The organism is Hymenobacter telluris, from assembly GCF_017313265.1.
In the GTDB taxonomy this organism is placed as follows: Bacteria; Bacteroidota; Bacteroidia; order Cytophagales; family Hymenobacteraceae; genus Hymenobacter; species Hymenobacter telluris.
The window spans coordinates 219,556-241,106 of the sequence record NZ_JAFLQZ010000002.1 but is presented as its reverse complement, the minus strand read 5'-3'; the positions used below and the strand labels follow the sequence as shown (position 1 = coordinate 241,106).

The following is a 21,551-nucleotide window of genomic DNA, read 5'->3' as shown; positions in this document are numbered from 1 at the left end:
CCCCGACAAGAAACCCATCCGCATGCACGGCTCCCTTGGCCCCGCTCCCGTGGTCGATACGCCGCTCATGAAGCAGTACTACCAGCTTAAGCAGGCCCACCCCGGCGCGGTACTGCTGTTCCGGGTCGGCGACTTCTACGAAACCTTCGGGGAGGATGCCGTGACGGCCTCGCGCATTCTGGATATTACACTCACCAAGCGCGGCGCGGGCACGGCCTCGGAAACACCGCTGGCCGGCTTCCCTCACCACGCCCTCGACAATTACCTGCCCAAGCTGGTGCGGGCCGGGCAGCGCGTAGCCATCTGCGACCAGCTCGAAGACCCCAAACAAGCCAAGGGACTAGTAAAGCGCGGCATCACGGAGCTGGTTACGCCTGGCCTGAGCTTGCACGACAACGTGCTGGAGCGGCGCTCCAACAACTACCTCTGCGCCGTGCATTTCGGCAAGCAGGAAGCCGGCATCAGTTTCCTGGACATCAGCACCGGCGAGTTTCTGGTGGCGCAGGGCACGGTGGAATACCTCGGCAAGCTGCTCCAGAATTTCCAGCCGGCCGAAGTGCTGTTCTGCAAAAAAAGCCGCCAAGAGTTTGAAGGCCATTTCGGCCCCGATTATTGCCATTACGCGCTGGACGAATGGGTTTTCGGTTACGACTACGGCCACGATACCCTCACGCGCCATTTCAACACCACGTCGCTCAAAGGCTACGGCATTGATGGGCTGCGCGAAGGCATTACGGCCGCCGGCTGCATTCTGCACTACCTCGCCGAAACCAAGCACACCGACGTCGGCCACATCGGCAGCATCGGGCGCTTGGAGGAGGATAAGTACGTGTGGCTCGACCGATTCACGGTGCGCAACCTGGAGCTGGTGCACGCCCAGCACCCCGGCGGCGTGCCCCTCATTGATATTCTCGACCAGACCGTGACGCCGATGGGGGCCCGGCTGCTGCGCAAGTGGGTGGTGCTGCCCCTGAAAGAACCCGCCCAGATTCAGCGCCGCCTCGACACCGTGGAGGCCTTGCTGCAAACCCCCGAGTTGCTGGAAAGCCTGTTGCAGCACCTGCGCCAAATCAACGACCTGGAGCGGCTGATTTCCAAAGTGGCCGTGCGCCGCATCAATCCGCGCGAGCTGCTCCAACTGGCCCGCGCCCTCGAAGCCATTGCGCCCATGCGCGAGCAGTTGGCGGCATCCGGCATCCGGGCGCTGCAAAAGATGGCCGACCAGCTCAACGCCTGCGCTGCGTTGCGGGAGGAAATCCAGCAGAAAATCCGGCCCGATGCACCCATCCTCACCAACCAAGGCGGCGTGCTTAATGATGGCGTAGACAAAGAGCTGGACGAGCTGCGCGGCATTGCGTTTTCGGGCAAGGACTTCCTGTTTCAGTTGCAGCAGCGGGCCGTGCAGGAAACCGGTATTTCGTCGTTGAAAGTGGCATATAACAAGGTTTTTGGTTACTACCTCGAAGTCACCAACGCCCACAAAGACAAAGTGCCCGCCACCTGGATTCGGAAGCAGACGCTGGTGAATGCCGAGCGCTACATCACCGAGGAACTGAAGGTGTACGAGGAGAAAATCTTGCACGCCGAAGATCGGCTGTTCGTCATCGAGCAGAACATCTACAACGATTTGGTGCTGTCGGCGGCCGAGTACATCACCCAGATTCAGCAGAACGCCCGCGCCATTGGTGTAACTGACTGCCTGGCTTCGTTTGCAGCCACGGCCCGGCAATACCACTACGTGAAGCCTACCGTTGACGACAGCACCGTATTGAATATTAAGGCCGGGCGGCACCCGGTTATCGAGCGGCAATTACCGCCCGGCGAGCAGTACATTCCCAACGACATTCACCTCGACCAGGAAGACCAGCAGATTGTGGTGATAACCGGCCCCAACATGGCCGGCAAGTCGGCGCTGCTGCGCCAAACCGCCCTGATTGTGCTGCTGGCCCAAATCGGTTCGTTCGTGCCCGCTGAAGCGGCTACCATCGGCATCATCGACAAGATTTTCACCCGCGTAGGCGCTTCCGACAACCTAAGCAAGGGCGAAAGCACCTTCATGGTGGAGATGACCGAAACCGCCAGCATCCTCAACAACTTGTCGGATCGGAGCTTGGTGCTGATGGACGAAATCGGGCGCGGCACCAGCACCTACGACGGTATTAGCATTGCCTGGGCGTTGGTGGAGCACCTGCACAACAACCCCAAAGCCCGCGCTAAAACGCTGTTTGCCACCCACTACCACGAGCTCAACCAGCTAGCCGATGACTGCCCGCGGGTGCGCAACTACAACGTGGCCGTGCGCGAAGCCGATGGCCGCATTCTGTTTCTGCGCAAGCTCCAGGAAGGCGGCTCCGAGCACAGCTTCGGCATCCATGTGGCCCGCATGGCCGGCATGCCCACCTCGGTGGTCCTACGAGCCAACGAAATCATGCACCACTTGGAGCAGGAGCGCGCCAGCGCCGGCCTCGATACCGAAGCTCCCACCGAGTTTGATGAAGTATTGGCCGGCCTCGATGAAAACTTGGGTGGTGGCAAAGTGGTACCGCTTAACGGCGCAGAACCTGCACGCGGCCCCAAAGCCCAGCCCGTTGCAGCGGTACACAATGCCCCCCGTCCTAGCTTGCAGCTCAGCATGTTCGAGCCCGCCGACCCAGCCTTAGGACGGGTGCGGGAGCTGCTTCAGACGCTGGATGTTAATACCATGAGCCCGATTGAAGCCCTTTTGAAACTAAACGAGCTGAAGTTGGCAGTAGGCGGAAAATAACAAAAGCAACAGCCAAATGAGGTGGCTTAGCCTGCACAGGCCACCTCATTTGCTACTGCCATCCCCCTTGGCAAAGGGGTTATGTTCGTACTGCTTACTCGCATGGGCAAAACCCTTTCGAAATTTTTCTCCCTGACAATCAGCAAAAACCGCTTAAACAGCAGTGGGAAACAGACTTTTTTTAGGGCTCACCCTTGACAACTTGATTTCCTGTAGTACCTTTGTCACACCAAAACGCCACTACGGTGGCTGACTCAAGCGAGAGTAGCTCAGTTGGTAGAGCGCGACCTTGCCAAGGTCGAGGTCGCGAGTTCGAACCTCGTCTCCCGCTCCAAGAGGATGTTGCCACCGCGACATCCTCTTTTTGTTTTGGGTTCCTTTCAGGAAACAAAGGATGAGAAGCCGGTTGAGCGATGAACAGTTTTTGGCGATAGTAGCGCAGAGCTTTTCTATTGCGCAAGTCCTTGCCCGACTCGGTCTGGTGGCTGCTGGAGGAAATTATAAAACAGTCCAGGCACGCATTGCCCGTCTGGAAATAAGTACAGATCATTTCACCGGAAAAGGCTGGAATACCGGACATCGATTTCAACCTTTTGGGCGACGCTGTCACTGGGCGGAAATACTTATTGAAAACTCCTCATATACTTCAAGTAACCGCTTGAAAAAGCGCCTGTTGGCATCAGGTTATAAACAGCCTATATGTGAACAATGCCACTTGAGAGACTGGTTGGGACAACCAATACCGCTGGAGCTACACCATATAAATGGCATAAATAATGACCACAGAATTGAGAATTTACAGTTATTGTGCCCAAATTGCCACGCTTTAACTTCAACCTATCGGGGGAAGAATCAAGCAAGAGCCGGAGTGGTGGAATAGGTAGACACGCGGCACTTAAAATGCCGTTTCCGTAAGGAAGTACGGGTTCGATTCCCGTCTCTGGTACAAAAAAAGCCCCTTTGCAGTTTGCGAAGGGGCTTCTTGCGTTATTGAGGTACAGCCTGGGCCTCTACCGTTAGCTTGCAGCAGGTACACTCACAGGTGGTATAGCTCTGGGGCGTTTACGACGTGCTTGTTTTGCTGGCGCTGCTTGTGTAGTGTCGGTAGCAACAGTGTCGGTGAAGGCTGGTTTCTGCGTTTGCTTGCTGCGCAGCTTGGTGAGTTTGGCTGCCAATTCTTCTGCGGTTTCAGTGATGACCTTGTTTTCCTGCTCGGCTAGTACGTCTTCGGCAAAATGCGCATCGAGAACGGCTACTAATTCATCGGTGAGCTTTTGGCGCAGTTCCTTGGGTTTGGGGCTACCGGCTTTAGAGGCTTGCTTGTTGCGGACGCGCACTAGCTGTTCGGCGAGCTGACGCACGGTTTTTAGCAGCGGCTTGGGCGTTTTGTGGCCTGCTGGTACTACCAAGCTTAGCTGTGGCGCCAAGGCTTCTAGGAGGGTAGCAACCAGTTCTTGCTTTTTGGCTTTCATAGGGGTGGGGCAATAGAAAAAGCAGTGCGTACACTGCGGCGAGCGGAAGCTAACACACTGCTATAGCAGTGGTATAATGTCGGAAAGAGGTAGTTGGCCGGCTACGTACCGGGCTAGCAGGATATGACTGGCGGCAGTGAGCGTCGGTTGCCCACTAAGCTGCAAAGCAATCCGGATGCTTAGGAGCCGCCGCACCGTAGTGGGCTCTGGTTTTGTTGGCAACGAGCTGCTTACTGTGGGCGCCGGGCATGATTCAAAGGTGTTAGCGGGCATAAAGCGCAGGCTACTTCAGGTGTTGCGAGTTGTGCAACCGAAGGCCCGGCAAAATTCGGGCGGCAGTGTCACCTCAATGTGTAGTGTTTGTAATGATTTGATGAAGGCTGCCTACTATCGATTAAAAGATATATAGTGCGGTACAAGCAACTAAACTGCTTACTCCCTACTCCTTCCTATACATTATGTTCCTCCCCATTTTACTGCTGATTCAACGTATGAGAACTTCCTTACCATTACTCACAGGCCTGCTGCTTGCCGCTACCACTGTGCAAGCGCAATGGGTGACGCAGCCCATCGGCTTTACCAACCCCGTGGCGGCGCCCTTCCTCATTAAAGCCGTTGATGCAACTACGGTGTGGACGATAGGGTACGACTTGAATGGCGACGACACCAACCAAGTAGCCCGGAGTACGGATGGTGGTATTACCTGGACTACGGGAATCGTGACCGGGGTGCTGACTGCCGACGAGTTTGTGAGTTGCCTCACGGCAGTTGATGCGAATACCGCCTGGGTTGGGGTCGTAGGGAATAGAGCCAATAGCCGCATTCTGAAAACGACAAACGGTGGCCAAACCTGGGTGCGGCAAACCACACCGCAGCAGTTTGGCAGCACCAATAGCTACCCCACTGCGGTGCATTTTTTCAGCGCCACAGAAGGCGTTTGCGTGGGTGATCCGCCGGTTGCGAGTGGGCCACTGGAAATTTACCGAACCATTGATGGAGGAGTCACCTGGACCACCGTTGCGAATACACCGGCTTCGACTCTGCGTGAAAATGCCGCCGATAACGTATATGCCGTATCAGGCAATACTATTTGGGTTGGAACACTGGAAGGCCGCGTGTTCCGCAGCACCGACAAAGGTGCTACCTGGACTGTAGCTGCTACGGGACTTGTAGATGGGATACAAAACCTAGCCTTCCGGGATGCGCAGAACGGACTGGCTTCTTTCTTGGACCAGGACACGGGCACCCGCCTGTTGGAGCGTACCACCGATGGCGGCCTGACTTGGACGCGGGTTACATTCACGGGCAATTTCCCGGCGTGGGGGCTTGATAACGTACCTGGTACCAGCCAGTACATCAGCACCGGCCCTGATCTGGGTGACGGCATCAGGGGCACGGCCTACTCGCGTGACAACGGCCAAACCTGGGTGACGCTGGAAAACACGCTGAACAATCTGTTTGTGGATGCGGTGAGCTCTACGGCAGCCTGGACTGGCGGCGTAAATCCACTAACTGGTGCTGGCACTGGGATGCGCCGACTCACCAGCACTACGCTTTCGGCCCGGGCGGCAGCACCCGAGCAATTCGGCTTCCAGGTGTACCCAAACCCCAGCACCGACGGGCGCTTTACAATTACCTCCCAGCACATGAGGACGAGCGTAGAGTTAAAGATTGCCGATGCACTGGGCCGACAAGTAGCGCGTCGTACCTGGCAAGGCGGTCCAGCTACGCCGTTCACCCTCGACCTGAGTGCGTATAAAGCCGGGGTATACACGCTGGAAATTGCCTCTGAAGCGGGTATTAGCCGCCAGAAACTAGTGGTCCAGTAAGCCCCCCTCTACTTATAGATAAGGCCCAGCGCGCACATGCACGCTGGGCCTTATCATTGAATTGCCAACCGCATCTACCTTATTCTTCCTCGCTGGCGTTTTTGAGCTTGCCCAGCAGCGAGTAGGCGCCTTCTACCACGTAGCGGGCGGTAGTATCTCCGGCGGAACTTGCGGGCAGTAGCACTTCGGCGTAGCCATCGGCTTGCTCACCGCGGCGGACCTGTACCATGCGAAACACCTGCTTGCCGCGGGCGGCGGGCTCCTGCCGGAAAACGTACTGCCGGCCTTCGTAATCGACTACGGCTTTGTCGGGGAGGGCGGTGGTACGGCGCGAGGTGGTTTCGATGACGGCCCGCACAAACATGCCGGGTAGCAAGGCGGGGTCATTTTCCCGGTCGAGGTGGCCGTGGACGCGGACTGTGCGCTGCTGCTCATCGACGGTACGCCCCACTAGGTATACGGTGGCCAGGCGCTCGGTGCTGCTGTCGTTGGGTACCGTGAAGCGGATGCGCTGGCCTTTGCGTAGCTGCGGCACGTCTTTCTCGAATACGGTCAGTTCTACGTGCAGGTGGTCGGGGTCAACCAGTTCGAACAGGGCATCGGTGGGGGTGATACTTTGGCCGACGCTCACGTTTACGGTTTTCACGAAAGCATCTTTAGGGGCTCGCAATGCTGCCGTAGTAGCCAGCGGCCGGGTGCCCACCGGCAGCCCCGCCAGCCGGAGCCGGGCCAGTTGGCCGGCAGCCTGAGCCTGTAAGGCCCCGTACTCGGCCTGGGCGCGTTGCAGGTTTTTCAGAGGAGAAACTTCCTCGCGCACCAACTCTCGCTGCCGGTCTAGCTCGGCACGCGCAAATTGCAGCTGGCTTTTAGTTTCCAGGTAGCTCTGTTGCAGCTGAATGAACTCGGGGTTGCGGATAACGGCCAGCACCTGCCCTTTGCGCACATGCGTGCCCTGCAACAACGCTGTGCTTTCAACGATGCCGCCCAGCGGAGCCGTAACCGACATCAACTGGTCGGGCGGAACATCCAGCACCCCGTTCACTTTCAGCCCCGCCCCTAGCACTCGTTGCATCATAGGCCCCGTGCGGATGCCAGCCAACTCCTGCTCATCGGGCGAAAGGGTTACCTGGTCGGGGGGAGTGTCATCGGGGGCTATGGTGGCAGGGACTTTGGCGGTTTCAGCGGCGGGCTCGTCGGAGTTGTGGCAGGCGGTGCTTAGCAGCAGGAACAGAAGCGCTATTCGATAAAAGGCAGTGGACATGAGGTTCATTTTCAGCTAGAAGAAACGGCTAGGCTACTCGCCGGTGCCCAACAGATAATCTAGCTCGATGACGGTTTGGTTGTGCTGGAGCAGCGCGTCGAGGTAGTCGGTACGCAGGCGCAGGGCGCGGTCCAGGTTGAGCAGGTACTCGGTGTAGTTGGTTTCGCCAGCCTTAAAGCCTTTGGTAGCCACGCGAATGATGACCGAGGCTTGCGGCAACCCGGTTTGCTGGTAGAATTGCAGGCGCTGCTGCTGCTCGGCGCGCTGCAACAGCAGCTCTTCCACCCTACTCGTCAGCTCAATCTGGTAGCGGGCGTAGCTGGTGGCGGCCACTTTTTCCTGTAGACGCGCCGCTTGCACCCGCGCGCGTTGCGGCCCAGTTACCAGAGCCACGGCCACCGTTGCCTGCACACCCTGAAACCGGTCGGTGGCGGTGTAGGTGCGTGGTACGCCATCCACCGTCTGCGGCCCGATGAGCGACTGGTTGAAGTACCCTACGCTCAGTCCTGGCTTACCTTGCGCCTGCGTCACGCGGGTTTCGGCCTGGGCTACGGCTAGTTGCTGGCGTAGCACCTGGGCCAGCAAACTGCGGCTGAGCGCCACGGTATCGGTAACCGGCACGTTGCGTTGCGGGCTCAGGGGTTGCAGCACACTGTCGGCTATGGTTACGGGTTGCGGCCGTTGCAACAAAGCCTGCAGCTGCCGGGCGGCTACTTGGTAGTCGGTGCGGGCTTGGGTGAGGCGGGTGTGGGTTTCGCCTTGCTGCACTTGCGCCGTAGCTACTTCCAGCCGAGCGGTTTCGCCGGTGCGGAAGCGGACTTCGGCAGCCCGCGCAAACTCGGTGTACACACTATCCTGGGTGCGCAGGGTGCGCAGGCGGTGCCGGGCGTGCACGGCGGCTTCGTATTGGAGCCGCACCTGCCGCCGCAATTCGGCGCGGGCCACGGCCAGCTGCTGTTCTTTGGTGGCTACCTGCGCCTTGGCCAGCGCCGTGAGGGTACCGTAGTAGCCCGGCCACGCCAACGGCTGCGTGATGCTCACCTGATTGTCGTTGTGCACCGAGTTGTACTGCCCGTAGCTGGCCTGCACGGTGGTACGGCCCCATTCGCGCACGCCGCGCACGGCAGCTTGCTGGGCGGCTAGCTGCTGCTCGGCCCCGCGCACCGTGCCGCTGCCCAGCAGGGCGGCATCCACGGCCTGGCTGGCGTTCAGGGGGCCGCCTTCCGGCGTGCCGGGAGTTTGGGCCTGTGCGGCGCCTGACCAGCTTATCAGCGTCAAGAAGAACAGGCTCGTTATAACTGGCTTATTTACAGCACCACTAGCTTTGGCAACTCGGCGGGTGGTCCAGGTTTCTTCCAGATAGTAGAGCACGGGCAACACCAGCAGGGTAAGCAAGGTAGCCGTTACAAGGCCGCCAATTACCACCGTCGCCAAGGGTTTCTGCACTTCGCCCCCGGCCGAGCTTGATAGGGCCATGGGCAGAAAACCCAACGACGCTACAGTGGCCGTCATGAGCACGGGCCGCAGCCGAACGTGGGTGCCTTCCAGGATGCGGGTGCGCAGGTCGGTTACGCCTTCGGCCTTGAGCTGGTTGAAGTAGCCGATAAGCACGATGCCATTGAGCACAGCCACCCCAAACAGCGCAATGAAGCCCACCCCCGCCGAAATGCTGAACGGCATGCCCCGCAGCCACAGCGCCAGCACGCCCCCAATGGCTGAAAGCGGAATAGCCGTAAAAATCATAACCGACTGGCTAACTGAGTTAAACGTAGCATAGAGCAGCAGAAAGATGAGCAGCAGCGCCATTGGCACCGCAATCAGCAGCCGCTCACGCGCCGACTGTAGATTCTGGAATTGGCCGCCGTAGGTGACGTAATAGCCAGGCGCAAATTTCACTTGCCGCTCCAGGCGCTGCTGCACTTGTTTCACCAGCGTTTCCACGTCGTGGCCCCGCACGTTGAAGCCCACTGTAATACGGCGCTTGGCATCGTCGCGCTGAATCTGGCTGGGGCCGGGCACCAGTTCCACTTGCGCTACTTGTTCCAGCGGAATCTGGCGGCCGTCGGGGGTGGCAATGAACAACTGGCGCAGGTTACGAATGTCTTGGCGGTAGCTTTCCTGGAGGCGTATCACCAAATCGAAACGGCGCTCCTGCTCGAACACCTGGCCCGCCACTTGGCCGGCAAAAGCCGCCTGCACCGTGCGGTTCACGGCCGCCACCGACAAGCCGTACTGCGCCATCCGGTCCCGGTCGAGGCGCGCGACAATCTGGGCTTGGCCGGTGCTACGCTCCACATACAAATCGGTGGCACCGGGCAGGTCTTTCACCAGGTTGCCTACTTGCTGGGCGTAATAGTCGAGCTGTTGCAGGTCTTCCCCAAAAATCTTCAGCACCACATCCTGCTTTGCGCCTGAAATCAGCTCGTTGAAACGCATCTGGATGGGCTGCTGAAACCCGAACGTAACGCCCGGAATCCGAGTGAGTTTCGCCGACATTTTCTCGACCAACTCTTCGCGGTTGCTGGCCGACGTCCAGTCCTGGCGGTCCTTGAGCACCACAATCAAGTCACAGGCTTCGGCGGGCATGGGGTCGGTGGGGATTTCCGAGGAGCCGATTTTGGCCACTACCTCCTTGACCTCGGGAAAATTTCGGAGCAAAATTCCGGCGGCTTGCTGGGCTTTTTCGGCGGTGTAGGTAATGGACGAGCCGGGCAGCACGCGGGTTTCCACGGCGAAGTCGCCTTCTTCCAGCGTCGGGATGAACTCGCCGCCCAAGGTTCTAAATAACAGAATACCTCCAACCAGCAGCGCCAGTGCGGCACTCAGTATCAGAGCTTTGGCACCCAAGGCCCACTCCACCACCCGCTGGTAGCGGGCCGCCAAACTGTTCAGCACCCGGTCCGACCAAGTTGGGGCGGCGTGCGTCCGGCGGCTCAGCACCAGCGCCGATACCATAGGCACGTAGGTCAAGGACAAGATGAACGCGCCGAGAATGGCGAAGCCCACGGTTTGGGCCATCGGCCGGAACATCTTGCCCTCAATGCCACCCAGCGCCAGCAACGGCAGGTACACAATCAGGATGATGATTTCGCCGAAGGCGGCCGATGAGCGGATTTTGCTGGCCGCCTGGTACACTTCCTCGTCCATTTCGGCGGGCTGTAGGTCGGCAGTTCCGGCGGGGCGCGTCAGGCCGGCCAGCCGGTGCACAATGGCTTCCACAATAATAACGGCACCGTCCACAATCAGCCCGAAGTCGATGGCGCCCAGGCTGAGCAGGTTGCCCGACACCCCGAACAGGCGCATCAGGCCAATGGCGAAAAACATAGCCAGCGGAATAACCGAGGCCACCACCAGCCCCGCCCGCCAATTACCAAGGAACAACACCAGCACGAAAATCACAATCAGGGCGCCTTCCGCCAAGTTTTTGGTGACGGTGCTGATGGCCTGGTTTACCAGCTTGGTACGGTCCAGAAACGGCTCAATTACTACGCCGGCCGGTAGGGTTTTCTGGATGGTGGCCATGCGTGCTTTCACCGCCTTGATAACCGCCGACGAGTTAGCGCCTTTCAGCATGAGCACCAGCCCGCCTACCACTTCGCCTTCCTGGTTGCGGGTGAGCATGCCGTAGCGCATGGCGTGGCCGAAGCGCACCGTGGCTACGTCGCGCACCAGCACGGGTACGCCCGTGGCCGTGGTAGCGGGCCGCACCACCATGCGGCGCACGTCGTCGAGGGAGCCAGCTAATCCTTCGGTTCGGATGGCATAGGCTACCGGGTTTCGGTCGATGTAGGCGCCGCCGGTGTTTTGGTTGTTTTGCTCTAGCGCGGCAAATACATCGGCTACCGTCACGTTGAGGCTCCGCAGCCGCTCGGGGTCTAGGCCCACTTCATACTGCTTCACGTAGCCCCCGAAGCTGCTGACGTCGGCTACGCCGGACGTGCCCAGCAGTTGGCGACGCACCAGCCAGTCTTGCATGGTGCGCAGCTCGGTGGCCGAATACTTCCGCTCGTAGCCCTTGGCCGGGTGCAACACATACTGGTAGATTTCGCCTAGGCCGGTGGTGAGCGGCGCCAGCTCGGGCGTGCCGGTACCGGGCGGTATCTGCCGCTCGGCCTCCTTGAGCCGCTCACTCACCTGGGTACGCGCCCAGTACACGTCGGTGCTTTCATCGAAAACGATGGTAACCACGGAGAGGCCAAACCGCGAAAAGGAGCGCACTTCCTGCACTTCCGGAATGGTGGCAATGGCTTGTTCCACCGGAAACGTCACCAGCCGCTCCACATCAGGAGCCCCGAGGGAAGGCGTTTGGGTGATGACCTGCACTTGGTTGTTGGTGATGTCGGGTACGGCATCAATGGGCAAGTGCGCCACCGAGTAGCTGCCCCACACCACAAGCGCCAGCGTGAACAACCCCACGAGCAGCTTGTGGTGGATGGAAAACTGAATAATACGATCAAGCATAAGCTGCCTAACGGGAAAGAAAAACTATGAAACCACTGCAAACAGTACGCAAAAGGTCCGCGCTGGGCACGACATAGCCGTTCCAGCGCGGACCCTAAACAGATTCGGCAGGTTAAATAGTTAACGACCCCAGAAATACCCTTAAATCCGGAATTTTGGGTTTCAGGTAGTCGGGCGGCACCAGCACCACGGCGCGCTGCCGGTCCCAGGCCTGATATGCCTGATACCGGTAGCTCTGCACGGGCGGCATGGCCAGCAGTCCCGGCGCGGCCAGCTCGCCCAGCAGCTTCGCCAACGGCTTAAGAGCTGCCAGGGGCGGCTCGTCGTCGTTGGTGCAGGTTTGGCAGGAATGATGCTTTTTGACCGGGCCCGCTTTCAGATGCAGTTGGAGCTGCTTTTCACTTTCGTGGTGGTGATGAGCCTGCGGCAGGCCCGGCAGATGCAGGTGGTCGTCGGCTGCCTGAGGGCGCAGCGCATCGGCCAGCACCAAGGCCGGCCCCAGCAGCGCGCTCAGGAACACGACCAGCAAAGTCGCGGCAATCAAGCGAATGGTATGGCGCGGAAACCGGAGCATAAGTGGGGCAAAGATAAATCCTGGCTGGCACTTCTGCTTGATTTGAGGGTGCTAGCTCCGGCAAGGCTCAGTTCTCAGCGGCCAGGACTGACCCAGCTACCAGCAAAGGATACGTCCGGTGTTATCAACAACAAGAGGCGGCCGGTGTTCGTGGGAACAACACCAGCCGCCTCTTGGCAACAGTTTTCATAACTCCGGTTACTCAGTTCATTGGGTGGGCTTGGAGGCAGGCTGGTTGTTTGAATACCACCGCAGCAGGGGCACTAGCACTATAACGGGCACCAGCGAAACAATAAAATGCAGCAACTGATTAGCCAGCACAGCCAGCACGGCCATATGGCTGAGCCGGCTCAGGACCAGCAGCAGCAGAAAAACCGTACCTGCTATGCCATAGAACCCCAGCACTAAGCGCCGCTGCCGGGCATGGGGCAGCATCAGGAACAGCAGGCCCAAGCAAGCCAGCACGTACAACGCCCCGTACGAAAGCACCGCCGGCAGATTGCGGGGCCGATTCAGCACGGCACCAACCGAAGTGCCTGCCTCAGGCAAGGCCGCCGCCGGCCCAATTCCCAGCAGTTCAAACACATGCGCCCAGAAATTGCCAAGCACACTGTAGGCATACTCATTGGATAAGGTAGCTACTAGCAACAAAGCAAATAAGGCAACAGCCCCTACCCCGCGCAAAAGCCAGTTGCTATTGGCTGGAATTGCTTGTTCCATTGGCACCAGGGCCGGCTGATAATCACGCGTGAGCATGTTGCACGGGGCTGGCTGCGTTGCGAGTAGCTAAGCGGGTAGCCCACCAAATCCACAGCAGGAAAATAAACCCGTACACAATGAAGGTAAAGGTGTAATGGTGGTTGAAATCAACCGTTTGGTGCGAATACTGGTGATTCAGGCACAGGGCCACAATCCGGAGGATATTAACACTGTAAATCAGAAGCACCCCCAACGGTATAAACCACAGTTTGTGCCAGCCGCCGCCCGGAAAAGCCAGCACAAAGCCACTGAATAGCGCGTACAGCACCATCCCGTCGCAGTAGGCTCCAATAAAAACGGTGGGCTGGTTGGCCAGCAAAATCAGGTTGGCCTGGGCAGGCGATACGGCGGCTGGAAAACCCAGCAGACGAAGAATGGCTGCGCTTACTGCTGCAATATTGTGAGTCAGAACGGCATCCAACCGACCATCTAGGGCCAGATAGTGCTCGTAGCCGAAAAACCACACTAAATAAAGGACAACAGAAATAAGTGCAAACCGCAGCAGAGGATGCAAGGTGAGCATAAGATAAACCGCAAAAGGTGAGCGAGCAGACCACAAGGGCCTGCTCCACCCCTACCTATTCAGCTACGGAAGCCTGCTTGTTGCCCTTCCGGATACGGCGCACGGCATATGCCGCTCCGCCGGCCAACAACAGCGAAACGCCACCATCAATAGGAGCGCCAGTAGGTGTGGGCGTAGGCGAAGGATCACCACCACCGATGGTGCAGCCAGGTTTGCAATTAGGGCCGTGAATGTGGATGTTGATAATCGGGTTCAGGGCGTGTGCGGGCACGTTGAACTGCGTTACAAACAGCAGAGCAGCCCCTAATCGGGCTAGGGTGGAAAATAATTTCATGAATGGGGGAGGTAAGGATTAAGAAAGGAAAACAGGTGTGAGCAGACTGCGAGCAGAATATGCCTGGGCTGATACTAGTATAATTTCTAGAATACTGGGTTTGTCCAGCTTTAGAAAGTGTGCTCGTCGGGCTTGATAACCTGCCATATCGTGAGCAACACGATTTTAAGATCCAGCAGAAACGACCAATTGCGCAGGTAGCGGATATCAGCGCGCACCCGGTCGACCATGGCCCGTACTTCTTTGGTTTCGCCCCGGTAGCCTGATACTTGAGCTAGGCCCGTAATGCCCGGCATAATCAGGTGCCGGTCCATGAAATTGTCGATAACCTGCGCATAGTCTTCGGTATGGCGCAACATATGTGGCCGAGGGCCCACTACCGACATTTCACCTTTGAGCACATTGAAGAACTGCGGCAGTTCATCAAGGCTAGTTTTACGCAGAAATGCTCCTAGCCGTGTGATGCGGCTGTCGTGGCGGCTGGCTTGTGTGCGGTCAGCATCGGCGCTGGTGCGCATGCTACGGAACTTGAGGCAGTAGAAGGGCTTACCGTGTTTGCCGGTGCGCAGCTGCCGAAAGAACACCGGGCCGCGTGAGTCCAGTTTGATGCATAAAGCAATCAACGGAACCAGCCAACTGAGCAGCAAAATGGCTACTAAGCCAGCAAATACTACATCGAATATGCGCTTACGTAAAAAAGCCCCCAGAACAACGGGAGATTGTCTTGAATAATATAAATCCTCAGCACTATCAATCTCTCCTAACCGCAGCATGGAATCCCATACAAACAACATGACACTCGGCTTTTGAATTAAATAAAGATTATATTTTGTTGAAACAATATTAATGGAACTCCCCTATATATCAAAGGCTTTAATACAAGTTTTTTTAAGAATATTAATATAATATAAAAAAACACAAAATAATAATATAATATATAAATAGTCTAGTAAATCATTTGCCTGCTCCCGGTCGGTATTGCACGCCATGTTCTACAATTCTTCGCGTTGCATACCCACAAAACAAGCTAACCGGAGCCACTAGCTAGCCTATGCTTAGCTGGTGGCTCCGGTTAGCTCGGGGTTAGTTTGCGTTTACGTGTTGAACGCCAAATTCAAACCTGGTCTGCCCTCACAGCAGAATGAAATATGCCCTTATAGAATACCCTGCAAGCTGATAAATCTGCTAAGCTGTACAGACGGCAACCTGCAAACCAGCTGCTGCTCCACATTCTTACCCACCTCACTATGGGTGCAACTTGTCCTGTTGCTTTCGTAGAAAGCAATTCAACCTAGCCCAACAGTTACTGCTGGCCTGTGGCCCGATTACATAAGCAGAGAGCTTCCTTTTAAAATCAGGCAACTCCCTTCTTATGCCCCAAACACTACGCGTTAGCTAAGGCCCGGTCGAGGTGCACGTACCCCCCATCCACATGGATAATTTGGCCGGTGGTATGGCTGCTGCACGCCGACAGCAGAAACGCCGTGGTATTGGCTATTTCCTCGGCGGTGGTCATGCGGTTTTCCAGCGGAATCTTGCTGGTAATTTCGCGCAGCTTTTCCTCTGGATCAGCCAGCGTGGCAATCCAGGTTTCGTAGGCGGGGGTCCAGCATTCGGCTACCATTACGGCATTCACCCGGATGCTGTATTTAAGCAATTCCACGGCCCACTCGCGGGTGAGGGCGTTACGCCCGCCGTTGGCCGCAGCGTAGGCCGAGGTGTTGCCCTGCCCGGTTTCAGCCGTTTTAGAGGTGATGTTTACAATAGCGCCCCTCGATTTTTTCAACTCCGGCAGGGCATGGTGCGCCATCAGGTAATAATGCACCACGTTGCGGTGCAAGCTGGTTATAAAGCGCTGATAGTCGCCGCTTTCCAGGCCTACTCCGTCGTTTACGCCCGCATTGTTCACTAGGCCCTCAATCCGCCCAAATTTCGCCACCACTTCCTGCACGGCCCGCTCACAAGCGGCCGGGTCGGAGAGTTCGGCTGTAACGGCCGCCGCCTGCCCTCCGGCAGCGGTAATCGAAGCTACCAAGGCGTCATTATCGGTGGCATTGCGGCCTATTATTACGGGAATAGCGCCTTCCGCCGCCAGCACCCGCGCAATACCTTCCCCAATGCCCTTAGCCCCACCAGTTACGATAACCACCTTGTTGTGTAGCTGCAAATTCATACCAAAAACCAGTAAACGCGTGACGAGAGTTGAACAGAAGGAATAATGAGAACAACACAACCATCCTTTTTCGCTACGCAGCCGACCGACAAGTTAGCGGCCACGTAGCGAGAAGGATATACCTGAAACTACTGTTTGGTGTAAGCGCGCAGCTCCTGGCGCGACGTGCCTAAGCCGTCAATGCCCAGTTCTACTACGTCGCCGGGCTTCAGGTACACGGGCGGGTTGAAGCCCAGCCCCACCCCGGCCGGCGTGCCAGTGGAAATAATGTCGCCGGGCAGCAAGGTCATAAACTGGCTGATGTAGGAAATCAGGAACGGAATCCGGAAAATCAGGTTGGCGGTGGTGCCATCCTGCATTTTCTGGCCGTTCACGCTCAACCACAGGCGCAGGTTGTCCACGTCGGCTACTTCGTCGGGGGTGGCCAGAAACGGCCCGATGGGCGCGAAGGTGTCGCAGCCTTTGCCTTTGTCCCAGGTGCCGCTGCGCTCCAGCTGAAACTCCCGTTCCGACACGTCGTTGTGCAGCGCGTACCCCGCAATGTACTCGTGCGCGTCGGCTTCTTCCACGTACGACGCCTGCTTGCCAATTACCACGGCCAGTTCCACTTCCCAGTCGGTTTTGGTGGAATTTTTCGGGATGACAATGTCGTCGTTGGGCCCTATCAGCGCCGTAGTGGACTTGAAGAACAGCACCGGCTCGGGCGGGGGCGTGGCACCGGTTTCGCGGGCGTGGTCGGCGTAGTTCAGGCCCACACACACAATTTTGGAGGGCCGAGCCACCGGGGCCCCTAGCCGCTCATTGGCCGCAACTGCGGGCAACTTACCCGTATTGGCACGCACAAACTCAGTTAGCCGGGTCAGCCCATCGGTAGCGAAAAACGCTTCGTTGTAATCCTCGCCAAAAGCGGATACGTCCAGTTGCTGGTCGTTTAGTATCACACCGGGCTTCTCGTGGCCGGGCTGGCCGTAGCGAATTAATTTCATGGATGTGGGTTGAGGTTTAAATTGTTGAATTACCGAATTGTTAAATAGCTGAATTGCTGTTTGTTGTACTATTGAATGGCTCTTAGGTAGTTAAAAAATCAACCATTAAACAGTGCAACAATCAGTGATTCACTAATTATTCAGCTTCGTGAAGCCGCCGTCCAGCGGGTAGTCGCAGCCGGTTACAAAGCCGGCTTCATCGGAGCAGAGGTATAGGGCCAGGGCCGCCACTTCGTCGGGGGTGCCCATGCGGCCGATGGGCTGGCTGCGCGAGAGTTTATCGAAGATTTCCTGCTCCTGCCCCGCGTAGTTTTTGGCAATGAAGCCATCCACAAACGGCGTATGCACCCGCGCCGGCGAAATGCTGTTGCACCGAATGTTGTGGGCCAGGTAGTCGCGCGCCACCGACAGCGTCATGGCGAAGATGGCGCCTTTGCTCATGGAGTACGCAAACCGGTCGGTGAGGCCCACCAGCGCCGCAATGGAGGCTAGGTTCACAATAACGCCGCCGCCGCGGGCTTTCATCTGCGGCAGCGTGGCGTGCAGGCAGTTATAGGCCCCCTTCACGTTTACGTTGTACACCCGGTCGAAATCGGCTTCGGAAGTCGTCTCGGCGGTGCCAACGTGCGCAATGCCAGCATTGTTGATTAGAATATCGAGCGGACCAATCTGGTTGACGACGGCCACCACCTGGGCTTGCTGGCTGATGTCGGCGCCGTGCGCGGCCGCTTGGCCGCCCGCCGCCCGAATTTCTGCCACCACTTGCTCGCCCGCTTCGGCATTCAACTCCAGAATGTGCACCTCGGCCCCCTGCCGGGCAAACGTGAGGGCCATGGCTTTGCCGATGCCGCTGCCACCGCCCGTAATAACTGCTTTCTTCCCAGCTAAACTGAACATAAAGGTTGCTTTCTGCTATAATGCGTGGATGTGTAAGCTGGCTTTGCCAAGCTTGTTACTGCCGGCGGCCAAACTCGCAACTGAATGCACTGCCAGTAAAATGTAGTGTCGGGGGTGCAAGGTATAAGGACTGCAAGGAACTCTGCTGGCCTCGGACACTAGTTTTCAATTCAACCGTGTGTGAATAACTGGTCATTGGTCACCGCAAACCTTTACGGTTGCCAGTAGTCCAGCTTTATAGCCAAAGTTTTGCACCAGCCGGTTGTAAGCGGCGCTTTTGCTGGTGCCGCTTGCATTCTGCACGGCTACTCAGGCGCAGCTAGCCTGCTGACAGGGAAGGTTTTTACGGGCTTATCCAGTAGCCTCAGCTTTGATTCCGGCTGATTTCGCCCCAACTTGCCTAACCCGCGCCGCACGAGCGGCATCTCACCCCGGAACTTTTCCCATGCTTAAAATCAATAAACAGGACGCGCTAGATTACCATTCCCAAAACCCCGCCGGCAAAATTGAGGTGGTACCCACCAAGCCTGTCAGCACCCAGCTCGACCTGGCGCTGGCTTACTCGCCGGGTGTTGCGGAGCCCTGCCTGGCCATTGCCAATAACAAAGACGACGTGTATAAATACACGGCCAAAGGCAATCTGGTAGCGGTTATCAGCAACGGAACGGCCGTGCTGGGGTTGGGCAACATCGGCCCCGAAGCCAGCAAGCCGGTGATGGAAGGTAAGGGCGTATTGTTCAAGAAGTTTGCGGGCATCGACTGCTTCGACATCGAAATTGACGCCACCGACCCCGACGAGTTTATCCGGATTGTGAAGGCGCTGGAGCCCACGTTCGGCGGCATCAACCTCGAAGACATTAAAGCCCCCGAGTGTTTCCGCATCGAGACGGCCCTGCGTGAGCAGATGAACATTCCGCTCATGCACGACGACCAGCACGGCACGGCCATCATTACGTCGGCGGCGTTGCTGAACGCGCTGGAAGTGGTGGGCAAGAAAATCGATGAAATCAAGCTGGTAGTAAGTGGTGCGGGCGCAGCGGCGGTGTCGTGCTTGCGGCTGTACCTGGCCTTGGGCTTGAAGCTGGAAAACGTGGTGGTGTTCGACAAGGACGGCGTCATCAACGAGAAGCGCACCGACCTGGCCCCCTTGCAGATGCAGTTTGCCACCAAGCGCACCGTGAGCACCGTGGCCGAGGCCATGCAGGGCGCCGACGTGTTCCTGGGCTTGTCGGCGGCCAACGTGCTGCCCGCCGAGCTACTGCTGACCATGGCCGACAACCCAATTGTGTTTGCCTTGGCCAACCCGAATCCGGAAATTGCCTATGATTTGGCCATGTCCACCCGGCCCGACATCATTATGGCCACCGGCCGCTCCGACCATCCCAACCAGGTGAACAACGTGCTGGGATTCCCCTACATTTTCCGGGGTGCGCTGGACGTTCGGGCCACTGAAATCAACGAGGAAATGAAGCTGGCCGCCGTGAAGGCGCTGGCTGAGCTAGCCAAAGAGCCGGTGCCCGATATGGTGAACCGCGCGTACGGCGACAACACGCTGGCCTTTGGGCGCACCTACCTGATTCCGAAGCCCCTGGACCCGCGCCTGATTACGGCCGTTAGCCCGGCCGTAGCATTGGCCGCCATGGAAAGCGGTGTGGCCCGTGTGCAGATTACCGATTGGACGGCCTACGAAGACGAATTGCGCGGCCGCCTGGGCGTGAACCAGAAGCTGATGAACCGCATTACCTCGGCAGCGCGCTCCAACCCCAAGCGCATTGTGTTTCCCGAGGCCGATACCTACAAGATTCTCAAGGCGGCCACCATCCTGCACGACGAAGGCATTGCCAAGCCCATCCTGCTGGGCCCACTCGACCGAATCCAGACCATTGCCGACGCCAACAACCTGGACTTGACGGGTTGCGAGATTATCAACATCCTGAACGAGGACAAGCAGCGCAACGAGTACGCCGAAATGCTGTTCCGAAAGCGGCAGCGCCGGGGCCTCACGCTTTACGAGTCGCAGCGCCTGCTGCGTGAGCGGAACTATTACGGCTCGATGATGCTGGAAACCGGTGCCGCCGATGCCGTTATTACGGGCCTCACCAAAGACTACAGCAAAAGCATTGTGCCGTCGTTGCAGGTAATTGGGGTGGAAGACGGTGTGAAGCGCGTAGCCTCTATGTACATCATCCAGCACAAGAAAGGCCCGTTCTTCTTCGCCGATACCACCGTAAACATCGACCCCACGGCCGAGGAAATGGTGGACATTATTGGCCTCACCGCCCAAGCCGTACGCTTCTTCGACACCGAGCCGCGGGTGGCGGTTATCAGCTACTCCAACTTCGGCTCCAACCCCGGCACCCTGCCCGACAAAGCCCGCCGGGCCACCGAGCTAGCCAAAGCCCGCTACCCCGAGTTGATTCTGGATGGCGAAATGCAGGCCAACACAGCCCTCAACCCGCAGCTGTTGCAAGAGCAGTACCCGTTTTCGGTGCTGGCCGAGAAAGGAGGGGCCAACACGCTCATTTTCCCGAACGTGATTAGCGGCAACATTGCCTACAAAGTGCTTCAGGAAATTGGTGGGGCTGAGGTAATTGGGCCCGTGCTGATGGGCATGCGCAAGCCCGTGCACATTTTGCAGCTAGGTGCTTCAGTACGTGAAATAGTGAACATGGCGGCCATTGCTGTGGTGGATGCACAGCAAGCCGGCTAAATGTAGCCGGCCGCTTTTATCCAATTTATTTAGCCGAGAATGCCAGTATTTTTGGGATAGAAAACGCCTGCAAAGGCGTTTTCACTGGCACCCTATTACCTCTACTTTTTCCCATGATTGCGTACATCGAAGGAAAGCTCGCCTATAAAGACCCCGCCCAAGCCATTCTCGACGTGAACGGCATAGGCTACGAAATCAAGATTTCGCTGGCTACCTACGGCAAGCTACCGGCCGAGGGCGACAAGGCGAAGCTCTACACGTTTCAGCACATCAAGGAGGACGCCCACACGCTCTATGGCTTTCTCGACCCTAACGAGCGGGCACTGTTTCTGCACCTTATTTCCGTATCGGGCATTGGGCCGGGCACGGGCATTGTGATGGTGAGCAGCATGAGCGTGGGCGAAATCCGGCACGCCATCATCAACGAGGATGTGCGGGCTATTCAGAGCATTAAAGGGGTGGGGCCGAAAACGGCGCAACGCGTTATCATCGACCTGCGGGACCGGCTGCGCAAAGATGAATTGCTGGCCAAGGCCGGGGTTGACACGGTTCCGCTGGCGCGGGCACACAATACCAATCGGAGTGAAGCGTTGTCGGCTTTAGTAACGCTGGGATTTGCCCGGTCGGCTGCCGAGAAAACGCTGGATCAGATTCAGAATAAGCACGGTAACGACCTGAGCGTAGAGGAATTGATTAAGTTTGCTCTTAAGTCGAATTGAGTATCAGGATATAAGTAGTAAGTATTAAGACTGAGGACATTGCTTTCATTATTGGAGCCATTGCCCTCCATCCCAACTACCTAGTACTT

Annotated in this window: 17 protein-coding genes and 2 tRNA genes; 7 read left to right on the top strand and 12 right to left on the bottom strand. The window is 57.6% G+C overall.

From position 1 onward, the window contains the following. Positions 1-22 precede the first annotated feature (22 nt). The 4 genes from mutS (at position 23) to J0X19_RS03345 (ending at position 3,710) form a co-directional block, all read left to right on the top strand. Positions 23-2,764 carry a DNA mismatch repair protein MutS gene (gene mutS / locus J0X19_RS03360; RefSeq protein ID WP_206981951.1) on the top strand — a complete coding sequence of 914 codons (2,742 nt, stop codon included), beginning with the start codon at positions 23-25 and terminating at the stop codon, positions 2,762-2,764. 258 nt (positions 2,765-3,022) lie between these two features. Continuing rightward, positions 3,023-3,098: transfer RNA gene (locus tag J0X19_RS03355), tRNA-Gly, on the top strand. Positions 3,099-3,170: 72 nt separating this feature from the next. Further along, complete coding sequence (locus tag J0X19_RS03350) at positions 3,171-3,644, top strand: HNH endonuclease signature motif containing protein (RefSeq protein ID WP_206981111.1); 474 nt, start codon at positions 3,171-3,173, stop codon at positions 3,642-3,644. After that, positions 3,627-3,710 (top strand) — tRNA-Leu (locus J0X19_RS03345). Before J0X19_RS03350 ends, J0X19_RS03345 begins: the two co-directional genes overlap by 18 nt. A 70-nt stretch (positions 3,711-3,780) precedes the next feature. Here J0X19_RS03345 and J0X19_RS03340 read toward each other — a convergent pair. Further along, entirely contained in the window at positions 3,781-4,236 is a 456-nt protein-coding gene (locus J0X19_RS03340) for a hypothetical protein (RefSeq protein ID WP_206981109.1), read from the bottom strand. A gap of 60 nt (positions 4,237-4,296) precedes the next feature. Next, positions 4,297-4,509 (bottom strand): hypothetical protein, encoded by a 213-nt coding sequence (locus J0X19_RS03335; protein WP_206981107.1) that lies wholly within the window; start codon positions 4,507-4,509, stop codon positions 4,297-4,299. Positions 4,510-4,727: 218 nt separating this feature from the next. Here J0X19_RS03335 and J0X19_RS03330 point away from each other — a divergent pair, with 218 nt between their 5' ends. Next, complete coding sequence (locus J0X19_RS03330) at positions 4,728-6,065, top strand: T9SS type A sorting domain-containing protein (protein ID WP_206981104.1); 1,338 nt, start codon at positions 4,728-4,730, stop codon at positions 6,063-6,065. 79 nt (positions 6,066-6,144) lie between these two features. On the opposite strand, the gene J0X19_RS03325 is transcribed toward J0X19_RS03330, so the two are convergent. From J0X19_RS03325 to J0X19_RS03280, 10 genes are all read right to left on the bottom strand, one after another. Continuing rightward, a complete protein-coding gene (locus J0X19_RS03325) occupies positions 6,145-7,326 on the bottom strand; it encodes an efflux RND transporter periplasmic adaptor subunit (RefSeq protein WP_206981096.1) in 1,182 nt (393 codons plus the stop codon). Positions 7,327-7,359: 33 nt separating this feature from the next. Then, positions 7,360-11,787, bottom strand: coding sequence for a CusA/CzcA family heavy metal efflux RND transporter (locus tag J0X19_RS03320; protein WP_206981094.1), 4,428 nt, complete (start codon positions 11,785-11,787; stop codon positions 7,360-7,362). A gap of 112 nt (positions 11,788-11,899) precedes the next feature. Then, positions 11,900-12,361 carry a hypothetical protein gene (locus tag J0X19_RS03315; RefSeq protein WP_206981086.1) on the bottom strand — a complete coding sequence of 154 codons (462 nt, stop codon included), beginning with the start codon at positions 12,359-12,361 and terminating at the stop codon, positions 11,900-11,902. A 207-nt stretch (positions 12,362-12,568) separates the two neighbouring features. After that, complete coding sequence (locus tag J0X19_RS03310) at positions 12,569-13,117, bottom strand: XrtX-associated membrane protein (protein ID WP_206981084.1); 549 nt, start codon at positions 13,115-13,117, stop codon at positions 12,569-12,571. Beyond that, a complete protein-coding gene (gene xrtX / locus J0X19_RS03305) occupies positions 13,104-13,643 on the bottom strand; it encodes an exosortase X (protein WP_206981082.1) in 540 nt (179 codons plus the stop codon). Before xrtX ends, J0X19_RS03310 begins: the two co-directional genes overlap by 14 nt. A gap of 55 nt (positions 13,644-13,698) precedes the next feature. Beyond that, positions 13,699-13,977, bottom strand: a complete 279-nt coding sequence (locus J0X19_RS03300) for a PID-CTERM protein-sorting domain-containing protein (RefSeq protein WP_206981080.1) — start codon at positions 13,975-13,977, stop codon at positions 13,699-13,701. A 110-nt stretch (positions 13,978-14,087) separates the two neighbouring features. After that, positions 14,088-14,750: an exopolysaccharide biosynthesis polyprenyl glycosylphosphotransferase gene (locus tag J0X19_RS03295; RefSeq protein WP_206981946.1), complete on the bottom strand. Its 663-nt coding sequence runs from the start codon at positions 14,748-14,750 to the stop codon at positions 14,088-14,090. Positions 14,751-15,361: 611 nt separating this feature from the next. Beyond that, complete coding sequence (locus J0X19_RS03290; protein WP_206981078.1) at positions 15,362-16,150, bottom strand: SDR family oxidoreductase; 789 nt, start codon at positions 16,148-16,150, stop codon at positions 15,362-15,364. A gap of 128 nt (positions 16,151-16,278) precedes the next feature. Further along, a complete protein-coding gene (locus J0X19_RS03285; RefSeq protein WP_206981076.1) occupies positions 16,279-17,136 on the bottom strand; it encodes a fumarylacetoacetate hydrolase family protein in 858 nt (285 codons plus the stop codon). 132 nt (positions 17,137-17,268) lie between these two features. Beyond that, entirely contained in the window at positions 17,269-18,033 is a 765-nt protein-coding gene (locus J0X19_RS03280) for an SDR family NAD(P)-dependent oxidoreductase (RefSeq protein ID WP_206981074.1), read from the bottom strand. Between the two features lie 445 nt (positions 18,034-18,478). Between J0X19_RS03280 and J0X19_RS03275 the strand changes: the two genes are divergently transcribed. Together J0X19_RS03275 and ruvA are read left to right on the top strand one after the other, a co-directional pair. Further along, positions 18,479-20,743: an NADP-dependent malic enzyme gene (locus tag J0X19_RS03275; protein WP_206981072.1), complete on the top strand. Its 2,265-nt coding sequence runs from the start codon at positions 18,479-18,481 to the stop codon at positions 20,741-20,743. 113 nt (positions 20,744-20,856) lie between these two features. Continuing rightward, positions 20,857-21,462 carry a Holliday junction branch migration protein RuvA gene (ruvA, locus tag J0X19_RS03270; protein WP_206981071.1) on the top strand — a complete coding sequence of 202 codons (606 nt, stop codon included), beginning with the start codon at positions 20,857-20,859 and terminating at the stop codon, positions 21,460-21,462. Positions 21,463-21,551 lie beyond the last annotated feature (89 nt).